The following is a 20,601-nucleotide window of genomic DNA, read 5'->3' on the forward strand; positions in this document are numbered from 1 at the left end:
ATTAAACCACCCCGCTACTGTTTCAATCGGTAAAAGTTTCATAGCTATTCATTCTCCTTCCCCCTAAATTTATCCATAATATTATGAGCAACTATATTCCATAGTAAAGAAAGTACGGTAACAAACAGTACAGCTAAAGAAAAATAAATCCTATCCTTCCATGTATCATGTACAATCATGCCCAGTATAATCATTATTAACGCACCAACACATATAACTATTTTTGAAAATTTTCGCATTCTATTATCTCGCTTCCTTCTCAAACTTAAATGAAAATCACCCGCCATAACCGTTAAGTGGGCTTGCGGAAAAACCTGATTCTTCACCTGCATGGAATCTATAACCATACCCACCTATTATAATCTCACCTTTCATACATAATGAGCAAAATATATATTGGTTAATTTCACCAAATGTATTATATTGTATTATTCCGAACTTTTAAACGTTTTATCTTTCTATTGAATATTCTACTTTTTCTTGCTTTACACGATTTTATGCAAAAAAGACCACCAAAAGGCAGTCTCAAAACTCAATCCTATTCCCCATCCCGCACTCCACCGCTTTCTCATACAAATACTTCGCAACGATAATATCTACTACTGCCAAACCAACTGATTTGAAAATAGTAATCTCTTCATCGTTTTCGTGTCCAGCTTTTTCCCCGCTTATAATTTGTCCAAGTTCAGCGTGGAGATTGCTAGTTTTATCGGAATTTGAAGGTCACCTGTTTCTAGATCATATTCAATTAAGCAATCCTACAAATGCCTCTTCTTCCTCATCTATAAAACCTACAAATATAACTTCTTCAATATCCTCATGATTAAATACAAATGTATAATCAGGATTAATGTAGCCTTCTGGATAAAAACAGCCAATATAGTCATACATCACAGGTTCTTTAACCATAAGCTTTTGTTTTCTTCCATAAATCACAATTTTCTTCGTCCCACCTTTTAATAGAACAATAGAACCATTTGGTAAAAACTTTTCTTTAGAAAATTGCATAATTCCCCAGCCTTCCTTTATCTAAATGTAATTCTATATTCATGATGTTGCTTCTCCCTTTTCTTTTCCATAGTCTTTACTGACTATAGGAGAACCGCGATTATATACTTAAAATTTAATGCAGACTCTTTAAAAGGTTTCATGTGTTCTACCTCCATCTTCTATATGCTTCCTTAAATAATAATACCTATGGAGTTCCATAATGAAATGAAACAAAATAAACGAAAGCATTGAGTATACACACATTAATACAATTGCTACCATCTTTTGTGTTGCAAAACCAAGGCTGATATTAGCAACGAGTTGGCCCAATCCTATAAAAGCCACTACTCCGAAACCAGAGTTTTTTTTCGATGACTTTGATTTTTTGATTGGTTCCTGAAGTTTTTTTATATGATTTTTATAATAATAATTCAAAGCAAAAATATACAAACCCACTGAAAAAACAAAATAGATTGGAGTTTGTAATCCTAACATTCCATATGCAAACTTTTGGGTTATAACTAATAATCCTACTGAACATACGATGCCAAATACCCCACGAAATAGAGTGTATTGTAATTGCCGCTTCCTAGGATTTATAACAATCCATATTGCCCATAAATTTAAAAAAGCAACTGGTGGAACTATTATGTACATATATATCGGTTGAACAGGATTCGCAAAAGCAGGCAAAAGAACAAATATATCTGCTATCCCAATCACAAGAGTAATTATAGTCGATCTTATATCATTTACAGCATAAAGAGCCATATAATATTCAAAAACTTTTTTATTAAAATCTGTATTTTTTTTCATGTTAATTAAACCACCCTGCTACTATTGACCAAGTTTTTTTCGCACCCGTTTTCACCATATCCTTAATACTATCATCTTCACCATCACCATCTAAATCAACATCTCATTTTACACCTTCTGTGAAATATTATTCCCTACTCGAAAAGGAGATCAACCCATTAATAAGATCTAGGCTTATCAAAAATTTCAAAAAGCCAAAGATTTTGCTCGTATCGAATCTATTGGGACTCACACCATGCGCAAAACCTTCGGCTATTGGTTCTATAAATAAACAAAAGATTTCGCTATGTTGTAAGAAATACTCAATCATAGCACCTCATAAATTACAATTAAATATATTGGCATCAATAAGGAAGAAAAAGATAATATACTAGATAATTTCTATATCTAATCATATATGATCAACATAAAGAAAAATTTGATATACAATCAGATTTAAAAACATTACTTAATAATTCTTTGAATTAAATTGGAGCTGATTCTCACTCGATTTTCTACTTAAAAAACATGATTACTATATATTTCACCAGAATACAGATTCAAAACTATTTAATTAAAGACTAAAAAAACTATTTTTCTTTTTTCCATGATATTCGAAATTCCCCACCATGTTCTTCCGTTTTAATTTTAACCTTATATGTATCATCCTTAGGCACTTTAATATTTTTTTCGCCTTCGCCACTATTAAACTCTAGTATTGTATTATCATTTGAATCCACAACATAAGCAATTATAGTTCCTTGTTTAGTTTTATCATCAAAAGAAAAAATCCAATTCTCACCTTTTTTAACTTTCCTATCTTGAGTTGCAGATCCAGTAAATTTTCTATAATCTCCAGATATACTACCTGATACACTATCTGAAGAACCATGAACTTTACCACCAACAATAGTTCCCTCTCTTGTAAAACAACCACTAAGAATTACTAAACACAAAACAAATAAAATTGTATTTTTAAAAATTTTCACCATCATTACCCCTTCTATTCCCAATAAAATTATATCCATTAAACTTATAAAAATAACTATAATAAAAAATTATATCCATTAAGATATATATATTTTATTATAGTTATAAATTTCAAATTATTATTTCAAATCTTCACGCAACTTAATTTCATCCTCATTTATGTAACCAGTAAAAATAACTTCTGATATGTATTCATGGTTAAAAAACATATTATATTCAGTTGAAACATTTCCAATAGGATAATAACAAGCCACATAATCCCAAGTTTCCTTAGTTTTTGAATCTTCCTGTTTTCTACCATATATCATCAAAGGTTGCTCCCATGTTTTAAATTACTCCAGTCTTATATTAATCCCGTTTTTTTGTAAATTTATCATAAAATTTCTCTTGCGCCCACCGTCCGAATTTTAAAAAACATATTAAACCTGCTCCCAAAAGAATGAGAACGATAGTTCCTAACAATTTTCCCCACAAATTGTTGGATGGAGTAATCATTAATCCTATAATAGATACAGATATTACGACATAAACTAAAATATATAATGGTTTATACGATGGAGTTTTCATATCATCTTTTCTCCTCAGGTTTTTCAAATTTCAAACTACTTCCCACAGTAAAACCCTCTAAAGCAGGAACCGTTATACCAGTTTCTTTTCCAACGCTACCTTTCAAACCTATTGCGCCCAATCACAAGAGTAATTATAGTCGATCTTATATCATTTACAGCATAAAGAGCCATATAATATTCAAAAGCTTTTTTATTAAAATCTGTGTGTTTTTTTTATGTTAATTAAACCACCCTGCTACTGTTGACCAAGCTTTTTTCGAACCCGTTTTCACCATATCCTTAATACTATCATCTTCACCATCACCATCTAAATCAACATCCCATTTTACACCTTCTGTGAAATATTATTCCCTTCTCGAAAAAAAGATTAACCCATTAATAAGATCTAGACTTATCAAAAATTAAAAAAAGCCAAAGATTTTGCTGGTATCGAATCTATTGGGACTCACACTATGCGCAAAAGCTTCGGCTATTGGTTCTATAAACAAACTAAAGATGTAGCCATGTTGCAAGACATACTCAATCACAGCACACCACAAATTACACTTAAATACATTGGTATCAATAAAGAAGAAAAAGATAATGTCCTTGATGCATTCCTTATTTAATCCAAAAATATTAAAATATGAATACTATAAAAATTAACTATCTACTTCCCATCAAAATTATGGTAATCCTATTAAGCCTGGGCTTACCCCTTCTACCTTTGCCCATTCAAACGAGCACTCAACTAACATTTGATTCTTACACTTAATTTTTAATAAACCTTCTTCTTCTATCGTATTTATTTCAAAATAATCAATTATATTTTCTGTCCCTAAACCTTTTATTGTTAAATTATGAATAGTAAAGAAAGATATCTCTACATAAATTACATCCCACTTATTCCATCGTTTTGGCTTGTTTTCAACATTTTCCTTTGTCATCAATTGAATAACTAAAGTAGGACCATCTCTTTTAAGACGCACATCTAATAACTCTGATTCTTCAAACTTTGGTATTTTCCCAAAAATACTAATTAACGCTTGTGGATTTAAAAATTTAAATTGATCAATCATTTTTATACTCCCTATTTTTTATTTCTCTTCTCAAAATAATAATGATCCTCCATACCATCTACCTGTCCTGTTCGTGTATTGTATTCAGGTCTTACATTATGATGCGGTGGCTGATCTCCAATTCCACCTTCTCCAAACTTATGACCCTCTGAATGATCTTGAATTATAATTTTTTGACCTTTTACTTCATATGTAAATTCTCGAGTCATAATAGGCTGTTTATTATCATTTAATATCCTTTTACCATTACTATCTGTTAATGGTACCACTTTTTTACTAATCGGATGTTGAAATCTAGGTATATTTAATTTCTTTTAAACTAGCTCCCCTAGATTCATGAGAAATTTCCCCCTCAATTTTCTTAACTTTGAGATAATATTAAAAAGACTTATGCGTAATTCACATAAGTCTTACTTTTGTTACTCATAATTAATTATTATTTTTCTTCGCAATCACATAAGCTAGAAAACATTTCTTAAAATGATGAACCAATAATGCACCACTCTAAAAAAAAAGAGAATTGATATCTATTAAATATAATAATCAGGATTTCCTTCCATTTTTATTAAAAATTCTTCTAAAGAATCCGCTATTTTCGTTGAACCATAATATATAGGACATTGACCTAATTCATTTTCCTGCTTAAATTTAATTGTTAAAAAGCTAATCTCTGATACTTCAAAAAATACTAGTGATTCTTCATCATCGACATCGTCCAAATTAGGATTATATTCATAAATATCTTGTCTTAAACGAAAATCTACAACAGAAAATTGGTCCATGAATCTGTTAATAAGAGTCTTATTAGTCTTTAAAAATCCATAGCCAATTTCCTCATAGAAACGCTTTAGTTCTTTTGGAAACTGCATTTTCAACAAATCTTCTGCTTCTGCTATCTCTTCTTTTGGTAAAGGATAAAAAATAGGTGTTTGATTAGATTTAACACTCTTGTCTGCTACAACATATTTTTTCAAAAAGTTAAACATAATTTTTACTACCTCCTTACTAAAGAAGAGTTGGTTTCAATGCTTCCTCAAGCATTGTATTGAAATCATTATATGTTTCCATCACTGTACCAGATGGTTTATCAAGTTCTAAGTAAGTACCTTCAGATATGTTTTTACAAAACCATGCTATATCTGAATCTCCAAGGAAAAGGTACTCTTGTTGCCACTCATTCTCATACCAAATCTTATTATTTTCTAAAAGTCCATAAACTGTTTCATCTCTTTCTGTTTCTAGTAAAGAAGGGTCAACTCCATAAATTATCAGACCATCAAATTCGAAGCCATTTACAGTTCTAAGAAATTCCTCATACTCATTAGGTAAATCAATATTAAAGCTTTCTTTAACACGTTCTCTTAATCTTTGAACTTCAGTATCTTTTGCTGGTTTATTCAGTTTGAGGTTAAAACTTTTCATTGTTTTTTCAACTTCTAAAAGCGTATCTTTCCACATATAAAAACCTTCTTTCTCAATTTATTCCCCTTTAGGATAAATATTATATTTTGGTATAGGCCAATCTATATCAATACTATCTCCATGAGTTAAGTCTTTAGTTAGTGTTTTTTGTGTATTAGTAATAGCCTTATGATATGGATGATTTTGTATTAAAGTTAAATTTTCAAAGTCATTTGTCCCCCCATCATCTAAGGGGAGGTTATGATGTACTTGCCACCCTGATGGATTTTTTCCTTTTTTCATATTTTCTATTTCAAAATCTGGTATACCCGCTTTCTTAAGTTCAAGAATCTTCTCAGGATTAGTTGCCAAACTGTAAAGGAATTCCTTTTTTACAGTATTTTGAAAAACCTTTCTAAGTTTTGCAGCTTCTTCTCGAGCTCTCTTAGAGTAAGTAATTTCATCAACTTTAACATCTTTAAGAATTACATCTTCTCCATATAATTTACCAACAAAAATGTCACCATCCGTAGTCCTTTTAGTATATTGATAAGGTGATAGCTTATCCTTAGCTGTTTGATAAGTATCAATAAAGCTAGATTTTAAAGAACTTCCCCCAAAACCAGCATAAGCAAAACGGTTTCCAATGTTTAAATTAAAATTATTTAATACGTTTATTGCGTTTCTATATTTAGCAGAATTAGTTACTCTGGACATACCTTTTGTTAGATTTGCAGTAGTTGCTACCTTCGATACTTTACTTAATCCTTTATCACCAATGAGACCTAGCCCAATTTGAGTTAAAGCATAACTTCCCCACTTTGCCCGACTTTCTGCGTCTCCATTTATTACATCATTAATAAATGAATCCGACAATGCATTATACATGGTACTAAGGGTATCAATAGGGTGCAAAGCAGCGTTCCCCATGTTTTCCCACGTTTCCCAATCTCCTAAAGCTTTTATTCCGTCTATTGTATCGCTAACTGCTTGTCCCGTACCATCTACAATACCGTTCCAAATTTTTTCACCAATAGATTTTTCAGGTAGCTTACCGCACATTTCACCTTCTTCAATTGAATTGGCAGCTTGTCGTGCCCTCTCTTCTATAATTGCTTGAATTGAAGTTGTCCATTCCATATTCAACCCTTGTGTACTAAACGTACCACTTACAGGACTAAAACCTTTTCCACTTTGTACCTCTGCTAAACCTTGTGCGATACTAGCAGCTAGTTGAAGTGCTGTATCATAATTGCTACTAGAAGTATAATTAAATTCATATAGATGTTCTAATTTTTCTTGCAGTTTTTGCCTCATGACAGTAAAAAGATTTACCATAGCGTCCATACCTGGGATTGGCATAGTTTGATTGAGTGCTTCTGTACTTGCTATCATTCGGTCAATTTCCCGAATTTGTTCTAATATCTCGTGTTCAATTACATCTGTAGAAGCGACTTGTGATTGAAATTGACTTGGAAAAGCATCATTCTGACGGATTAATTCTTCACACAAATAAATGATTCCTTGTGCCAAAGGACGAAAGGTTTGTACAAAAAATGCTTTTGCACTACTATATGTTTGCCCTTGTAAAACAGTATCAACTGCAAAAGTGTCAATCGACTGAATGGCTTGTTCCATACCTTGAATGGTAGCGGTACATACAGCATTCATGCTTTGAGTTTGGCTTCGTACTTCTCCCAAATACATATTTAAACTCATGCATTGACCTCCCTTGCTAATTGTTGTTGTTGATAGGAAAGGGCGTTTTCTAAATCATTAAGGTCTCGTCTTTCTTTAAGCAACGTTTCTTTTTTGTTTTCCAATTCAAATGTGACTTTTCGTTCAATATATTGTGTATCTTGATACGTATTCATAAAAAACTGAGACATTTCTCTATCACCATGCCAAGTTCCTAAAATTCGATCAAACAAACGACGATTTCGACTTCTACATTCATAAAAATCTGCTTCCGCTTGTTCTTGAGCTTGAATCGCAGATTGATTTCGGTCCTGTTCTTCAAATACATTTCGTAACTTTAGATTTAACTCTTTAATTTGATTTTCAATATCTCGATCCATCTTTTTCCTCCTACTATTTTACTTTACGTAGGTTGTCACATTAGCGAAAAGTGTTGTGAAGTTCGTTATCCATTCTCTCAAATTCATTAGATACCGAATGAATATTATCAACCGCTTGTTGAAAGGCAGCGGAAAATTGTTTCGTAAAATCTAACATTTGTTGATTCGCTTCTTGTGCTTTGGAGTTAACAGATAGTGTTGTACGCGTCGCCTTTGTTATAGGACGATTCGTTGCACTTTGGATTATATCCGAAGCTGTTCTCATCTGCGTAGCAATTTGCGTTACTGTTTGTAAATTACTTTGAAATTGTCCCATTCTTTCAAATCCTTTCAATAAATTTCCCAAACGCATCAACGAAATCTCAATAAATATATATCCCTATCAATATCACTCGCTAGGCACGCAATCAAATGAGCCATACACTATAAGCTGTATGGCTCATTTGAAATGCTTGTTATATAGAATAAAGCGTTTTTAATTCAAACCGAAATTACGTGATAATTCTTCATCATGAGAAGCAACAGCCTCTGCAGTTTTATTAAGCTGCATATTAATTTCTTGTAATAGCTGTGCAAAGTTTTGTACTTTTGGCTTTAATTGATTGAACTGTTGATCAAAACCTTCGAAAGCACGACCTTCCCATTCTCCTCTTAATTCATTTTGTAAGTTTTGTAGTTGACTTAAAATGTCCTTAATTTGATTTGCACCTTGTCCATATCGAGCTGCTTTCGATTTAAGCTCCTCTGGTGACATACGAATTTGTCCAGCCATTTTCATTTCCCCTTTAATACATAATGAGCAAAATATAAATTGGTTAATTTTACTAAATATATTATAAAGTATTATTCTGAACTTTTAAACGTTTTATCTTTCTATTGAAAAAGTAGAATATTAATATTCTACTTTTTCTTGCTTTACAAGATTTTATGCAAAAAAGACCACCAAAAGGCAGTCCCTCATAACGAAATTCTGTGTTAACTTATAACAAAAAAAGAGGAGCCATCTCCTCTTCATAAATAAACACTATTTAACGAATTTCCCGAAAGAATTCTCCTTCCTCAAGCGTGTGAAGGACGTAGCCCAACGATAAGTGGGAGATGAATTTCGGTTTGGCGTAGCCAAAAGGCTTTGCCTTTTATTTTCACCTCCGATATAATCAGTATTATAAAGGGGAAAGGTTGGTATATCAATGAAGTTAGATAGTAATAATCATTCAGTGTTCTTGTTGTATTATCACCTTGTATTGGTTGTGAAATACAGAAGAAATGTATTTGATGATGATATGTCGGACTATGCAAAAGACATGTTTGTCCGATTATCTGAAAACTATAACATCACATTAGTTGAATGGAATCATGATGTAGACCATGTGCATATCTTATTCAAGGCACATCCGAATACAGAAATGACAAAGTTCATTAATGCTTATAAAAGTGCAAGTTCTCGACTAATCAAGAGAGACTTTCCCCATGTGAGAAAGAAACTTTGGAAAGAAATGTTTTGGTCAAGAAGCTTTTGCTTGATTACTACGGGGGGGTCACCGATAGATGTAGTAAAGAAATATATTGAAAATCAAGGGAAAAGTGAGGTGTAGGAAATGTTAAAATCATACAAATATCGTATCTATCCAAATAAAGAACAACAAATGTTTTTCTCAAAAACATTTGGATGTGTTCGATTTGTATACAACAAGATGCTTGCAGATAGAATCAAATCTTATCAAAAATCACAGGATAAACTTGATAAATCTGTTAAATATCCTACGCCTGCACAATATAAGGCTGAATTTCCATTCCTAAAGGAAGTTGATAGTCTTGCATTGGCGAATGCTCAAATGAATTTGAATAAAGCATACGCTAACTTTTTCCGTGATAAATCTGTTGGATTCCCGAAATTCAAAAGTAAGAAAGATAACCATCGTAGTTATACAACAAATAACCAAAAAGGCACGGTTTACATTGAGAGTGGTTATATCAAGCTGCCAAAACTAAAGACCTTGGTAAAGATTAAACAGCACAGACAATTCTTTGGATTAATTAAGTCTACTACAGTGTCTCAAACACCTACTGGTAAATACTTTGTATCGATTTTAGTAGAAGAAAATGAGCAATTGTTTCCTAAAGTTGATACAAAAGTTGGTATTGATGTTGGGCTAAAAGACTTTGCAATATTGTCTAATGGCAAGAAATATGAGAACCCTAAATGGTTGAGAAAAGCCGAAAGAAGATTAGCTCTTCTGCAGCGCTCTTTGTCGCGTAAAAAGAAAGGTTCAAACAATAGAAACAAGGCCAGGTTACAAGTTGCAAGACTTCATGAGAAGATTGCGAATCAACGCAATGATTTTCTTCACAAGATAAGCAATGAAATCACAAACGAAAACCAAGTAATTGTGATTGAAGACTTGAAAGTGAAGAACATGCAAAAGAATCACAAATTAGCAAAAGCAATCAGTGAAGTATCTTGGGCTAAATTCAGAGAGCACCTTGACTATAAAGCAATATGGAAAGGTCGTGATTTGATAATCGCACCTAAGGATTATGCGAGTAGCCAATTGTGTTCTTGCTGTGGTTATAAAAATAAGGAAGTCAAGAATCTAAGCCTTAGAGAGTGGACTTGCCCTGAATGCAATAGCCATCATGATAGAGATGTAAACGCAAGTATAAACTTACTAAAATTAGCCATGTAATTGGTATTTTCTTTAGGGGTAGGTACTACCCTTATAGCTTGGTAAATATAGATAGCTAATAAAAGTATCTACTTCCCAAGAAGCTCCCACTTCAAACAGTCCGTAAGGACGTTAAGTGGTGAGTAGTTCACTTTGTTCCTTATACTCATGATTAAGAATAATCAATTGTTTTATTGCATATAAAAAACATGATCTTGATGTAGTACCAAGATCATGTTTTACGTTGAATATGATAGTAGATGCAAATATAAACAATCACTGACCATTAGTCTACAACCAATCCCACACCCCAACACAAAAGAAAAAAGCACCAGGTCCCCCCCAGTGCTTTCTCCCCTAAAACAAATGACAAGCCACCTGATGCCCTTTCGCAATCTCCACCATTTTCGGTACTTCCTGGGCGCATTTTTCAGTGGCGAATTTGCAGCGCGTTCTGAATTTGCAGCCGGATGGTGAGTTGAGCGGGCTTGGCACTTCGCCTTGCAGGATGATTCGTTCTTTTCCTGCGTTTGTTGGGTCTGGTTCTGGCATGGATGAGAGTAGTGCTTGTGTGTATGGATGTGCCGGTTTTGTGTATAGGTCTTCACTGTCGGCAATTTCTACTATGTTTCCTAGGTACATGACTCCGATTCGGTCTGATATGTGTCTTACCATAGATAGGTCATGTGCGATGAATAAGTATGTGACGCCTGTTTCTTCTTGGATGTCTTGCAGCATGTTTACGACTTGTGCTTGGACTGAGACATCGAGTGCTGAGATTGGTTCGTCACATAGGATGAAGTCTGGTTTTACAGATAGTGCGCGCGCGATGCTGATGCGCTGTCTTTGGCCTCCGCTAAATTCGTGCGGGTAGCGATATAGGTGTTCTTCTTTTAGGCCTACTTTTTTGAGTAGGTCTAGAATGATTTCTTTTCTTTCTTCGGCTGTGTAAGAGCCATGAATGTTCATTGGTTCGCTAATAATTTGGAATACGTTCATTGCCGGGTTTAATGATGCGTATGGATCTTGGAAAATGATTTGCATTCGTTTTCGGTATTCCTTTAGTTCACTTTCTTTTAAATTCGCAATGTCTTGTCCGTCGAATAAAATGTTCCCTGAAGTGACATCGTGTAAGCGAATGATGCTTCTTCCTGTCGTTGATTTTCCGCAGCCAGATTCCCCTACTAGCCCGAATGTTTCACCCTTTTTTATTGTGAAGCTTAGGTCGTCTACTGCTTTTAATTGCTCTGTTTTTCTGCCGAATAACCCTTTTTTAATAGGAAAATACTTTTTTAAGTTCCGTACTTCAATTAAGTTTTCTTCACGCATGGGAATCACCTACTTTTTCATCGTTTAGCCAGCACATAGAGCGTCTTTCGTTTCCGATTTCAAAATATGGCGGACGTTCTTTTTCACAAATGTCCATTTTATGCGGACAACGCTCTGCGAATGGGCAACCTTTCGGCGGATGTAGTAAGTTTGGCGTTACACCTTGAATTGGCGCGAGTCTTTCTTTTACGCCGTTCGATATTTTCGGCAAGGAGTTTAATAGCCCTTTCGTATATGGATGGTTCGGCGATTGGAAAATATGAAGTACAGGTCCTTCTTCCATAATAAGCCCGCCGTACATTACAATCACTCGCGTACAGTTTTGCGCGACGATTCCAAGGTCATGCGTGATGAGCAGTAACGACATATTCGTTTCGTTTTTTAAGTTTTTCATTAAGTCTAGTATTTGCGCTTGTATCGTTACATCAAGTGCTGTCGTCGGTTCGTCCGCAATGAGAAGGTCTGGATTACAAGACATCGCCATTGCGATCATCACCCGCTGTTTCATTCCGCCGCTTAGCTCATGCGGATATTGTTTTACCCTTTCTTCCGGTGAAGAAAGACCGACTTGTTTTAACAAGTTAACCGCGATGTGCTCTGCTTCTTTCTTTTTCACTTTTTGATGCCTTATAATTACTTCTGTCATTTGCTTTCCAATTTTCACAACTGGGTTTAATGCCGACATCGGATCTTGGGAGATAAGTGAAATTTGATTTCCTCTAATAGAGCGTAATTCTTTTTCTGATTTAGAAAGTACGTTTTCATTTTGAAAAAGAATCTCTCCTTCTCTCACTTTCCCCGGAGACGTAACGAGAGCCATAACGGATTTTGCCATAACACTCTTTCCGCTTCCCGATTCCCCAACAATCCCGACGACTTCACCTTTTTTCAAACTAAATGAAACGCCGCGAACAGCTTCTACTTCGCCGCCTTCTATGAAAAAAGAAGTCTTTAAGTTTTTTACTTCTAATAGTTTTTCAGACACGCTTTTCACTCCCCCTCACTTAAAGCATTAGTTCTCATGATGAGCCCCTTTTGGTGCAAAAGCTTTTTTCAACGCTTCACCGATGACGTTAAAACTTAGTACTGTTAATAGAATAAGGAACCCTGGGAAGAGTGTTAAATACCAAGCTTCACCGATATATCCTTGCGCATTATTTAGCATGCTACCCCAAGAAGAATCTGGTTCTCTAATACCTAATCCTAAGAAGCTAAGTGATGATTCCATTAAAATAGATGTCGCAATTGTTAATGTCGCTGCAATTATAATGGTCGATAAAATGTTTGGAATGATATGTCTTACAATAATCATAAATGACTTTTGTCCTGACACTTTTGCATATAACACGTACTCACGCTCTTTTACCGATAACGTTTCTGCCCTTACGATACGCGCGGTGTCCATCCATGTCAGTAATCCAATAATAAGAACAAGCGTTGTAATTCCTGGTTTTAAATACGCATTTAATAACAGCATTAAAAAGAATGATGGAATCGACATTAACACTTCAACAATTCGCATTAAGAAGTTGTCTAACTTTCCGCCAAAATATCCACTAATTGTTCCGACTGCGGTCCCGATTGTAATGGAAACAACCATCGCTAGAAAACCAACCGCAAGCGACACTCTTCCTCCATATAACGCTCTCGTTAAGTAATCCCTTCCGTAATCATCCGTTCCGAAAGGATGACTCATACCCGGTTCTTGTAAACGATCTGGAATCGACATTTTGCTAGGATCGTATGGCGATACGAATGCAAAAATTGATGCGATCGTTAAGACCGAAAGTATAATAACTCCCATTACTACAAACTTATTTTTTGTAAAACTACTTTTTATCGTTTGAAATCTCCTATTATTCATTCCAAATCACCCCCTCATTCGAATGCGCGGATCTACTACGCCATATAAAATATCAGCAATTAAATTACCGAGAATTAACATGAATGATGATAATAATGTGATTGCCATAATAATTGGATAATCAAATCTAAAAATAGCATTCACCCCGAGCGAGCCGAGTCCCGGCCATGAGAATACTGTTTCCGTAATGAACGCTCCGCCTACTAAACTTGGAATAGATAATCCGAAGATTGTAATGATCGGTATTAATACATTTCGAAGTACGTGATTAAATAAAACTGATTTCTTCGAAGCGCCGTACGCATATTGAATTTGTACGTAATCCTCTTCTAATTGCTGAATTGTGCTGGAACGAATATATCTCATATAAACAGAGACGTTTTGGAACGCAAGCACCATGCAAGGTAAAATGCCGTGCTGGACAATATCCCAAACAGAATCTTGACCGACTGTGCGCATACCCATACTCGGAAGCAAGTTCAGTTTTAAAGAGAACAAGTAGATTAATAGTAAAGCGAACCAAAAGACTGGCATTGAGATTCCTACATAAGAGATAAAATTCACAATGCGATCAAAGAACGAATTCTTTTTTACCCCTGTAAGTAATCCAAGCGGAATTGCGATTACAAAGGAGACGACTAAAGATGACCCCATTAATCCGATTGTTGCGGGTAATCTTTCTGTAATAAGTTCTAAAACCGGACGATGATTTTGAAGTGAGTAACCAAAGTTCCCTGTTAAAATATTTTTTAACCATAAAATATACTGCACGTAAATCGGTTGATCTAGTCCTAAACTTTTGCGAATACGCTCAACATCAATTGGGCTCATATTCGGCGTTACAAAGTTTCGAACCGGATCGCCCGGCGCTAGTTTTATTAATAGAAAAGAAATAATAGAAATAACAAATAAAAGCGGAATTGCATTTAAAAGCCTCTTTGCAATTACTTTATACACAAACTTCCCCCCTCAAGATAGAGTGAAACTTTAATCAGCAGAGCTTCCACCTAACTTACTCGCATTTGCCGAATTTTGAGGTGGGAGTCTTACTGCCCATTAAAGCGGGATAAAGAAGCTGATTTTCACCAGCTTCTTTATCGTTTCTTATTTCACTTCATAAATCTTCGATAGATCTTCAAACATTGTAACTGGAATTGCTTTTGCTTCTTTTAATCCATCAAACTTTTTATCTACTGCAATAACTGCTTTCGGATATGCGATTGGAAGATAAGGTAGATCTTCTCTCGCTGTATCTTGGATTTTATGGTAAAGCTCTGCGCGTTTCGTTTTATCTGTTTCAACTGCAGCTTCTTCCCATAATTTATCGAAGTCAGCATTTTTATAACGTGCATAATTGTACTCGGCATTACTTAAGAATAAGCTCTTATATGAATCTGGCTCTGGTCCCATTATGTAACCACCGAATGTAATGTCATATTCTTTATTTTCTTTATCTAAGCCTTTTTCACTTGCCGCACTAGCATCTAATGCATTCAGTTCAACTTGTAAGCCAATTTCTTGTAATTTTTGCTGTGTATAAAGTGCTAAGCTTTCCATAATTTTATTATTCGTTACATACATAACACGTACTTTTTCTTTATCTTTCACACCAGCTTTTGCTAATAAATCTTTCGCCGCTTTTTGATCATACTTATACTCTTTAATATCTTTCGCATAATACATAGCGTCTGGTGTTAAGATTGAATTTGCCGGTTCTGCAAATTGACTAGAAACGAACGCTGAGTTAATCATTTCTTTCTTATCTAATGCATGCGCAATTGCTTGGCGCACTTCTTTTTTCTTCATAAGATCTGTATTATTGTTATAAGATAAGTAGAATAATCTACCTTCTGGGAATGTCACCATTGAGAAGTTCCCAGTGCTATCTAGTTTCTTAAAGTCTTGCGGCTCAATCATCTTCATATTAATTTGACCATTTTGAAGTGAAACATTTGCCGTATTACGGTCTTTTACAACGCGGTACACGATAGAATCTAATTTCGCTTTACCAGCAAAGTAATCATCGAATCGCTCTAACGCAACATATTCATCCGATTTAAACTCTTTGAATTTAAATGGACCTGATCCTACAGGCTGTAGGTTTTTCTTACTCTTCACTAAATCTCCTTCGCCTTCAAATACATGTTTCGGAATTGGGAAGAAATCATTCATAACCCCTTCGAAAGATGCACTTACTTGTGGTAATACGAATTGAGTCGTTAGCTCATCCACTTTTTTCACCTCAAGCGGCTTTCCTTTAAAAATAAAGTTTTCACGGCTTGAACTATTTTGCTTCTCATCTAAAATTGATTGGAATGTAAATGCAATATCATCTGATGTAATTTTCTTACCATCATGCCATTTCAAATTATCCTTTAATTTTAAAGTCCATGTTAATTGATCCTCTGAAGGCGTAAAGCTCTCAGCAAGAACAAACTTTTTCTTACCGTCTTCCATATGGTACAGCGGTGCATATAAAGCTTGCTGCACAGTTAATGACACACGATCATTCGCATAAAGCGGATTCATCGTATCTGGATTGTCACTAACGCCAATTGTTAACGTCCCTCCATCTTTCGGAGTCCCTGACGTACTAGTTCCCGCTTGCTTCGAAGAATCTTTCTCCCCAGAACAAGCCGCTAATGCAATAAGTAATAGTAGGACAAATGGTAATGCAAACAACTTCTTTTTCATATTTCGACCCCTCTCGACTATTTACACCTATAAGAAAACTCGGAATTAATACCGAGTTTTCTTATAGGTTTTAAAATACCACTACCTGTATGTATTGTCAAACTTTTTCGGAAAGGTAGAAAGTTTGAAATCTACCAATTGAATTCTTGCGATAAACTATATTTATGCGGGGGATAAAATAAAAAGACCACGAAAAAATGGCCTCGCAAAATGAGTTGAAAAACTAGCAGTCTACAGAAAATTTCTCTAGAATGGGATTAAATACAAGAAATATTTAGGAGGTTATCATGACATTTGATGAATTGAAAAAAAACAAACCAACAACCCTATGGATCGAGAGTGATGAAGATGGAGAGTTTTTCACTGAAGAAAAGATAAGTGCAACAAATAAAGTGCTCGACTCTTACATTAACAATTTAGAGCAATTGGGCGAGAATCCAACCGAAGCCGCAATCATGCAAGGCGTTAAAGAGGTAGTTATTAAAATAAATGAATTAAATATTGAACATGACCATTTTATCGAAACAATGGAAAGAGAAGATCTCTATGAATTTATCGATACAGCAGCACAAATAGCTGGCTTAGAATCCGAAGAAGACATAACAGAAGAATGGCGAGAATGGTAAACAAGCTGTACCTCTAATAATTAGAGGTACAGCTTGTTTCATACGCCAATTGAATTACTAATTTGATATCCGCATAGAATTCACATATTCCAACATAGTATCAATTTGATTTTTACCAAGAGGATCTAATTATACATTCTAGCACACTCATCCCCCTCAAAACTCAATCCTACTCCCAACCCCAAGCTCCACCGCTTTCTCATACAAATACTTCGCAACGATAATATCCACTACTGCCAAACCAACTGATTTGAAAATAGTAATCTCTTCATCATTTTCGCGGCCGGCTTTTTCTCCGCTTATAATTTGACCGAGTTCGGCGTGAAGATTACTAGCTTCAAATAGACCTTCTTTTATTGGAACTTGAAGGTCTCCTGTTTCTTCTAGTGCTGCTTCTTTTGATTCGACTACTACTTTATTAGCACTTGCGATGGCGTGAGATGGTAGTTCTTGCATGCTTGGCCTGAATGAGCCGACGGCGTTTATGTGGACGCCTTTTTGTAGTTTCTCTGAGAAGACTGGTGTGGATGCGTTCGTAGTTGTGACGATGATGTCCGCTTCGCTTATTGCTTCATTTGGATTTGTGTGAACATAAGCAGGTTTATTGAATTTCTCTTGTATATATTGCGCAAATGCATACGCCTTTTCTTCCGTTCGATTGTATAAAATGACTTTTTCGATATCTCTAACCGTAAATATAGCTTCCGTAATTCCCTTCGCCTGTTCGCCTGTCCCGATAATACATAAAGTTTTTGCATCATGACGAGCTAAATGTTTCGTCGCTACTCCTGATAAGGCGCCTGTTCGGATCATTGTTAAATACGAACCTTCTAAAAGTGCGAGTGGTTCTCCCGTTTGAAAGTCTGATAGCATTACGATCCCGTTTATCGTTTTCTTTCCTATTTTTTTATTATGCGGGACTACTGTTACTACTTTTAAACCGAGTGCTTCAAGTCCTTCCGCTACTGAAGGCATAATTAATGCCGTATTTTGTTCGCTTGCAAATGGTAATGAGCCGCGAATTGGTGTGATCGTTCTTTCTGCGGAAAATTCTTGTAAAGCAAGCGCCGCGTATTCAATAACTTCATTCATATTTACTAAGTTTCTTTGTTCGTTCGCGCTTATGACTAGCATATTTGTTCACCCTTTCCTATATTCTTCTCCTCACTTTGTACTATATTTTCATTCACAACCTGCGCCCCTACTAAGTCACCTGTAATATTCACGACAGTATGCCCCATATCAACGAGCGGAGAAACAGCCGCAATGATCGGGATAATAGTTAGCGGGAGCCCTAGTGTAGAAAGCAAAATAGTCGCAGTAATAACGTCTGCCCCTTTTACTCCGGCGCAGCCCGCTGCAAGGACGATTCCTAAAAATACAGTTTGCATAATAAGCCCAAATGTAATTGGAATTCCGTATACATTTAATGCGAAAACGGCTAAAACACCAAGTGCTGCTGATAGTCCGTTCATATTAATAGTAGCTCCAAGCGGAATAGTGAAGCCAGCTACTGATTCTGATATACGAAGTCTTTTTTGCGCCACTTCCATCGTTACTGGAAGCGTTGCGCTGCTCGATGTCGTACTTGCAGCTACGAGCATAGCTGGACTTGCTTGCTTATAAAAATGTACTGGACTTATCTTCCCGAAAACTTTTAATACAATTGGATACATAACGAGAATAATAAGTAACAATGACAAATAATCAGCTATTACATAGCTAACAACCGCTGTAAGCATATCTGCTCCAAATGTGCCAACTACATGAGCAATTAATGCCATAATTCCGTACGGAGCAAATCCAATAACGATCTCCGCAATTTTAATCATTATTTTTGATCCTTCATGCACTAATTTACGAGTTCCTTTCGCTTGATCGCCAAGAAGAATAAGTGCCATGCCGACAAAAATAGCAAAGATAATAATTTGAAGCATACTTGTTTCTGCAGCTGCTTGAATGACGTTGGAAGGAAACCATTGCACGATATTATCTACAAAACTAAACTTCTCTTCTTTAAAGTTCTGCCCGCTCGCAAAAAGACCTTCTACCCCTTTACCAGGATTGATAATATAAGCAATCACTACGCCAATACTTGTCGCTAATACAGCTGTCATTGCATAGTAAATGAAAATTCTTCCGCCAATTGCTCGTAACATTTTCGAGTTTTCAAGTTGTGCGATACCTGAGACGATGCTTAAAAAGGTTAACGGAACGATAATCATTTGTAATAAACGAATAAATATATCCCCAATCGGTTTTAAAACAGCTACTTTTGGTCCCAATACTACCCCTAACGCAATACCGATTAATGCCCCTATCAAGATTTTCACAGGTAAATTTAATTTTCGCCACCACTTCATCCAAAGGTCCCTCCCCTTAAGAAAACATTAAGCTAACAAAAACCCCCGATTCAAAACATCCCTCGGATCTACAACAAACTGATGAAATCCTGTAATAAATGCCTGCCCGGTTACTTTCGGAACGACTGCTTCATATTTGTCTACCTCTGTTACGGATAATACTTCTCCTTCAAATTGTCCGTCAGTAATGCATTCATGGATGAAAATTTCTCCTTTTTGCAGAGCCTCTTTTTCAAAAAGGGTTGCGATTCTTGCGGAAGTTCCTGTGCCGCAAGGGGAACGGTCTACTTGCCCGTCAGCGAAGATTGTTACATTTCGTAAAGTAGCGTCTTTTCCTTTCGGTTTGTCTGAGAAAATAACGCCGTATATCCCTTTTAAATCTTCTTCAAGTGGATGTTTCACTTCCATTTGGCTTTCAATGTAGTGCTTAATTTTCCCACCCCAAGTTTGAATTGCAGGTAAGTCTTTAAAATCAACTTTCAAACCAAATTCTTTACTATCTACAACAGCATAAAACGCGCCGCCAAATGCGATATCTACTTGAAATTCATAGTCATCTATTTTGATAGGAACGTCTTTCTTATATACAAACGAAGGAACGTTTTCAAATGATACGGATTCAACTTCGCTCCCGTTAAATTTTGCGTACGCAATGACTTCCCCAGCAGGGCTATCAATAATGAACTTTTGTTTTTCGCCTGTCACTTCAAACATACCCGTTTCAATTCCTACTGTAATAACAGCGATAATTCCGTGACCACACATCGTACTCCAGCCTTCATTGTGCATAAATAATACGCCAAAATCAGCGTGAGCACTTGCGGGCGGAGTAATGATACAACCGTACATTCCGTGATGCCCTCTCGGTTCATACATCAGAATTTCACGAAGATGATCCAAATGTTCCATGCAGTATGCACGTCTTTCTAACTGCGTTTCTCCCTTTATCTCTGGCACGCCGCCCGTAATAATTCGAAGCGGTTCCCCAGCTACGTGCGCATCAATTGTTGTGTATATTTTACTAACCTTCATTTCTATCTCTCCTCTATATATTGATACTATTTTTATTGCAAGTATCATGCCAAAGTGCAAAGCGTTAATTTGTTTACATTTTTCTGAAAAAGGTGTATCCTTTTGGCAACAAATCTGTATACTACTGTCTACTTTTTTATAAAATC

The 20,601-nt window shown here is 35.5% G+C and carries 24 protein-coding genes and 4 pseudogenes; 5 read left to right on the plus strand and 23 right to left on the minus strand.

Features of this window, described 5'->3' with window-relative positions; translation table 11 throughout:
• Positions 1-44 precede the first annotated feature (44 nt).
• From MR065_RS09395 to MR065_RS09410, 4 genes and pseudogenes are all read right to left on the minus strand, one after another.
• Entirely contained in the window at positions 45-347 is a 303-nt protein-coding gene (locus MR065_RS09395) for a hypothetical protein (RefSeq protein ID WP_242213558.1), read from the minus strand.
• 178 nt (positions 348-525) lie between these two features.
• A pseudogene (locus MR065_RS09400) lies at positions 526-734 on the minus strand (ornithine cyclodeaminase family protein); the annotation flags it as partial.
• Between the two features lie 10 nt (positions 735-744).
• Positions 745-1,008 carry a DUF4176 domain-containing protein gene (locus MR065_RS09405; RefSeq protein ID WP_242213447.1) on the minus strand — a complete coding sequence of 88 codons (264 nt, stop codon included), beginning with the start codon at positions 1,006-1,008 and terminating at the stop codon, positions 745-747.
• A 129-nt stretch (positions 1,009-1,137) separates the two neighbouring features.
• A complete protein-coding gene (locus MR065_RS09410; protein WP_242213448.1) occupies positions 1,138-1,806 on the minus strand; it encodes a hypothetical protein in 669 nt (222 codons plus the stop codon).
• Between the two features lie 127 nt (positions 1,807-1,933).
• Here MR065_RS09410 and MR065_RS09415 point away from each other — a divergent pair.
• A pseudogene (locus tag MR065_RS09415) lies at positions 1,934-2,197 on the plus strand (tyrosine-type recombinase/integrase); the annotation flags it as partial.
• Positions 2,198-2,375: 178 nt separating this feature from the next.
• On the opposite strand, the gene MR065_RS09420 reads toward MR065_RS09415, so the two are convergent.
• From MR065_RS09420 to MR065_RS09430, 3 genes and pseudogenes are all read right to left on the minus strand, one after another.
• Positions 2,376-2,777, minus strand: a complete 402-nt coding sequence (locus tag MR065_RS09420) for a hypothetical protein (RefSeq protein ID WP_002202960.1) — start codon at positions 2,775-2,777, stop codon at positions 2,376-2,378.
• 117 nt (positions 2,778-2,894) lie between these two features.
• A pseudogene (locus MR065_RS09425) lies at positions 2,895-3,107 on the minus strand (DUF4176 domain-containing protein); the annotation flags it as partial.
• 16 nt (positions 3,108-3,123) lie between these two features.
• Positions 3,124-3,342: a hypothetical protein gene (locus MR065_RS09430; protein WP_242213449.1), complete on the minus strand. Its 219-nt coding sequence runs from the start codon at positions 3,340-3,342 to the stop codon at positions 3,124-3,126.
• A 346-nt stretch (positions 3,343-3,688) separates the two neighbouring features.
• Here MR065_RS09430 and MR065_RS09435 point away from each other — a divergent pair.
• A pseudogene (locus tag MR065_RS09435) lies at positions 3,689-3,952 on the plus strand (tyrosine-type recombinase/integrase); the annotation flags it as partial.
• A 57-nt stretch (positions 3,953-4,009) separates the two neighbouring features.
• On the opposite strand, the gene MR065_RS09440 reads toward MR065_RS09435, so the two are convergent.
• From MR065_RS09440 to MR065_RS09475, 8 genes are all read right to left on the minus strand, one after another.
• Positions 4,010-4,402 carry an immunity 50 family protein gene (locus MR065_RS09440; RefSeq protein ID WP_242213450.1) on the minus strand — a complete coding sequence of 131 codons (393 nt, stop codon included), beginning with the start codon at positions 4,400-4,402 and terminating at the stop codon, positions 4,010-4,012.
• Positions 4,403-4,413: 11 nt separating this feature from the next.
• The gene (locus MR065_RS09445; protein WP_242213451.1) at positions 4,414-4,671 is read right to left on the minus strand and encodes an HNH/endonuclease VII fold putative polymorphic toxin; all 258 of its coding nucleotides are present in this window, start codon (positions 4,669-4,671) and stop codon (positions 4,414-4,416) included.
• 261 nt (positions 4,672-4,932) lie between these two features.
• Positions 4,933-5,388 (minus strand): SMI1/KNR4 family protein, encoded by a 456-nt coding sequence (locus MR065_RS09450; protein WP_087970821.1) that lies wholly within the window; start codon positions 5,386-5,388, stop codon positions 4,933-4,935.
• A 19-nt stretch (positions 5,389-5,407) separates the two neighbouring features.
• Entirely contained in the window at positions 5,408-5,860 is a 453-nt protein-coding gene (locus MR065_RS09455) for a YrhA family protein (protein WP_000265347.1), read from the minus strand.
• Between the two features lie 21 nt (positions 5,861-5,881).
• Entirely contained in the window at positions 5,882-7,522 is a 1,641-nt protein-coding gene (locus MR065_RS09460; protein WP_242213452.1) for a T7SS effector LXG polymorphic toxin, read from the minus strand.
• A complete protein-coding gene (locus MR065_RS09465) occupies positions 7,519-7,881 on the minus strand; it encodes a DUF3958 family protein (RefSeq protein ID WP_242213453.1) in 363 nt (120 codons plus the stop codon). Before MR065_RS09465 ends, MR065_RS09460 begins: the two co-directional genes overlap by 4 nt.
• Positions 7,882-7,921: 40 nt before the next feature.
• Entirely contained in the window at positions 7,922-8,197 is a 276-nt protein-coding gene (locus MR065_RS09470) for a TIGR04197 family type VII secretion effector (protein WP_242213454.1), read from the minus strand.
• A gap of 159 nt (positions 8,198-8,356) precedes the next feature.
• A complete protein-coding gene (locus tag MR065_RS09475; RefSeq protein WP_242213455.1) occupies positions 8,357-8,653 on the minus strand; it encodes a WXG100 family type VII secretion target in 297 nt (98 codons plus the stop codon).
• A gap of 418 nt (positions 8,654-9,071) precedes the next feature.
• On the opposite strand from MR065_RS09475, the gene tnpA reads away from it, so the two are divergent.
• A complete protein-coding gene (gene tnpA / locus MR065_RS09480) occupies positions 9,072-9,476 on the plus strand; it encodes an IS200/IS605 family transposase (RefSeq protein ID WP_098357176.1) in 405 nt (134 codons plus the stop codon).
• 3 nt (positions 9,477-9,479) lie between these two features.
• Positions 9,480-10,568: an IS200/IS605 family element RNA-guided endonuclease TnpB gene (gene tnpB, locus MR065_RS09485; protein ID WP_242213456.1), complete on the plus strand. Its 1,089-nt coding sequence runs from the start codon at positions 9,480-9,482 to the stop codon at positions 10,566-10,568.
• A 336-nt stretch (positions 10,569-10,904) separates the two neighbouring features.
• On the opposite strand, the gene MR065_RS09490 is transcribed toward tnpB, so the two are convergent.
• The 5 genes from MR065_RS09490 to MR065_RS09510 all read right to left on the minus strand — a co-directional run bounded on the left by MR065_RS09490 (position 10,905) and on the right by MR065_RS09510 (position 16,434).
• Positions 10,905-11,876: an ABC transporter ATP-binding protein gene (locus MR065_RS09490; protein WP_242213559.1), complete on the minus strand. Its 972-nt coding sequence runs from the start codon at positions 11,874-11,876 to the stop codon at positions 10,905-10,907.
• Complete coding sequence (locus MR065_RS09495) at positions 11,869-12,861, minus strand: ABC transporter ATP-binding protein (protein WP_242213457.1); 993 nt, start codon at positions 12,859-12,861, stop codon at positions 11,869-11,871. The genes MR065_RS09490 and MR065_RS09495 overlap by 8 nt, the downstream gene beginning before the upstream one ends.
• 27 nt (positions 12,862-12,888) lie before the next feature.
• On the minus strand, positions 12,889-13,740 hold the full coding sequence (locus MR065_RS09500) for an ABC transporter permease (protein ID WP_071710759.1): 852 nt from the start codon (positions 13,738-13,740) through the stop codon (positions 12,889-12,891).
• 6 nt (positions 13,741-13,746) lie between these two features.
• Complete coding sequence (locus tag MR065_RS09505) at positions 13,747-14,697, minus strand: ABC transporter permease (protein WP_071710760.1); 951 nt, start codon at positions 14,695-14,697, stop codon at positions 13,747-13,749.
• Positions 14,698-14,844: 147 nt separating this feature from the next.
• A complete protein-coding gene (locus MR065_RS09510) occupies positions 14,845-16,434 on the minus strand; it encodes an ABC transporter substrate-binding protein (RefSeq protein ID WP_242213458.1) in 1,590 nt (529 codons plus the stop codon).
• 287 nt (positions 16,435-16,721) lie between these two features.
• Between MR065_RS09510 and MR065_RS09515 the strand changes: the two genes are divergently transcribed.
• A complete protein-coding gene (locus MR065_RS09515) occupies positions 16,722-17,060 on the plus strand; it encodes a hypothetical protein (RefSeq protein WP_242213459.1) in 339 nt (112 codons plus the stop codon).
• Between the two features lie 156 nt (positions 17,061-17,216).
• On the opposite strand, the gene MR065_RS09520 is transcribed toward MR065_RS09515, so the two are convergent.
• From MR065_RS09520 to MR065_RS09530, 3 genes are read right to left on the minus strand one after another with little or no spacing between them, the layout of a single operon-like run.
• Complete coding sequence (locus tag MR065_RS09520) at positions 17,217-18,194, minus strand: ornithine cyclodeaminase family protein (protein WP_242213460.1); 978 nt, start codon at positions 18,192-18,194, stop codon at positions 17,217-17,219.
• Positions 18,188-19,423: a dicarboxylate/amino acid:cation symporter gene (locus MR065_RS09525; protein ID WP_242213461.1), complete on the minus strand. Its 1,236-nt coding sequence runs from the start codon at positions 19,421-19,423 to the stop codon at positions 18,188-18,190. The genes MR065_RS09520 and MR065_RS09525 overlap by 7 nt, the downstream gene beginning before the upstream one ends.
• 27 nt (positions 19,424-19,450) lie before the next feature.
• Positions 19,451-20,503, minus strand: coding sequence for a proline racemase family protein (locus tag MR065_RS09530; protein ID WP_242213462.1), 1,053 nt, complete (start codon positions 20,501-20,503; stop codon positions 19,451-19,453).
• Positions 20,504-20,601: the final 98 nt, after the last annotated feature.

The sequence above is a fragment of the Bacillus cereus group sp. BfR-BA-01383 genome, assembly GCF_022663495.1.
GTDB lineage: Bacteria > Bacillota > Bacilli > Bacillales > Bacillaceae_G > Bacillus_A > Bacillus_A cereus_AU.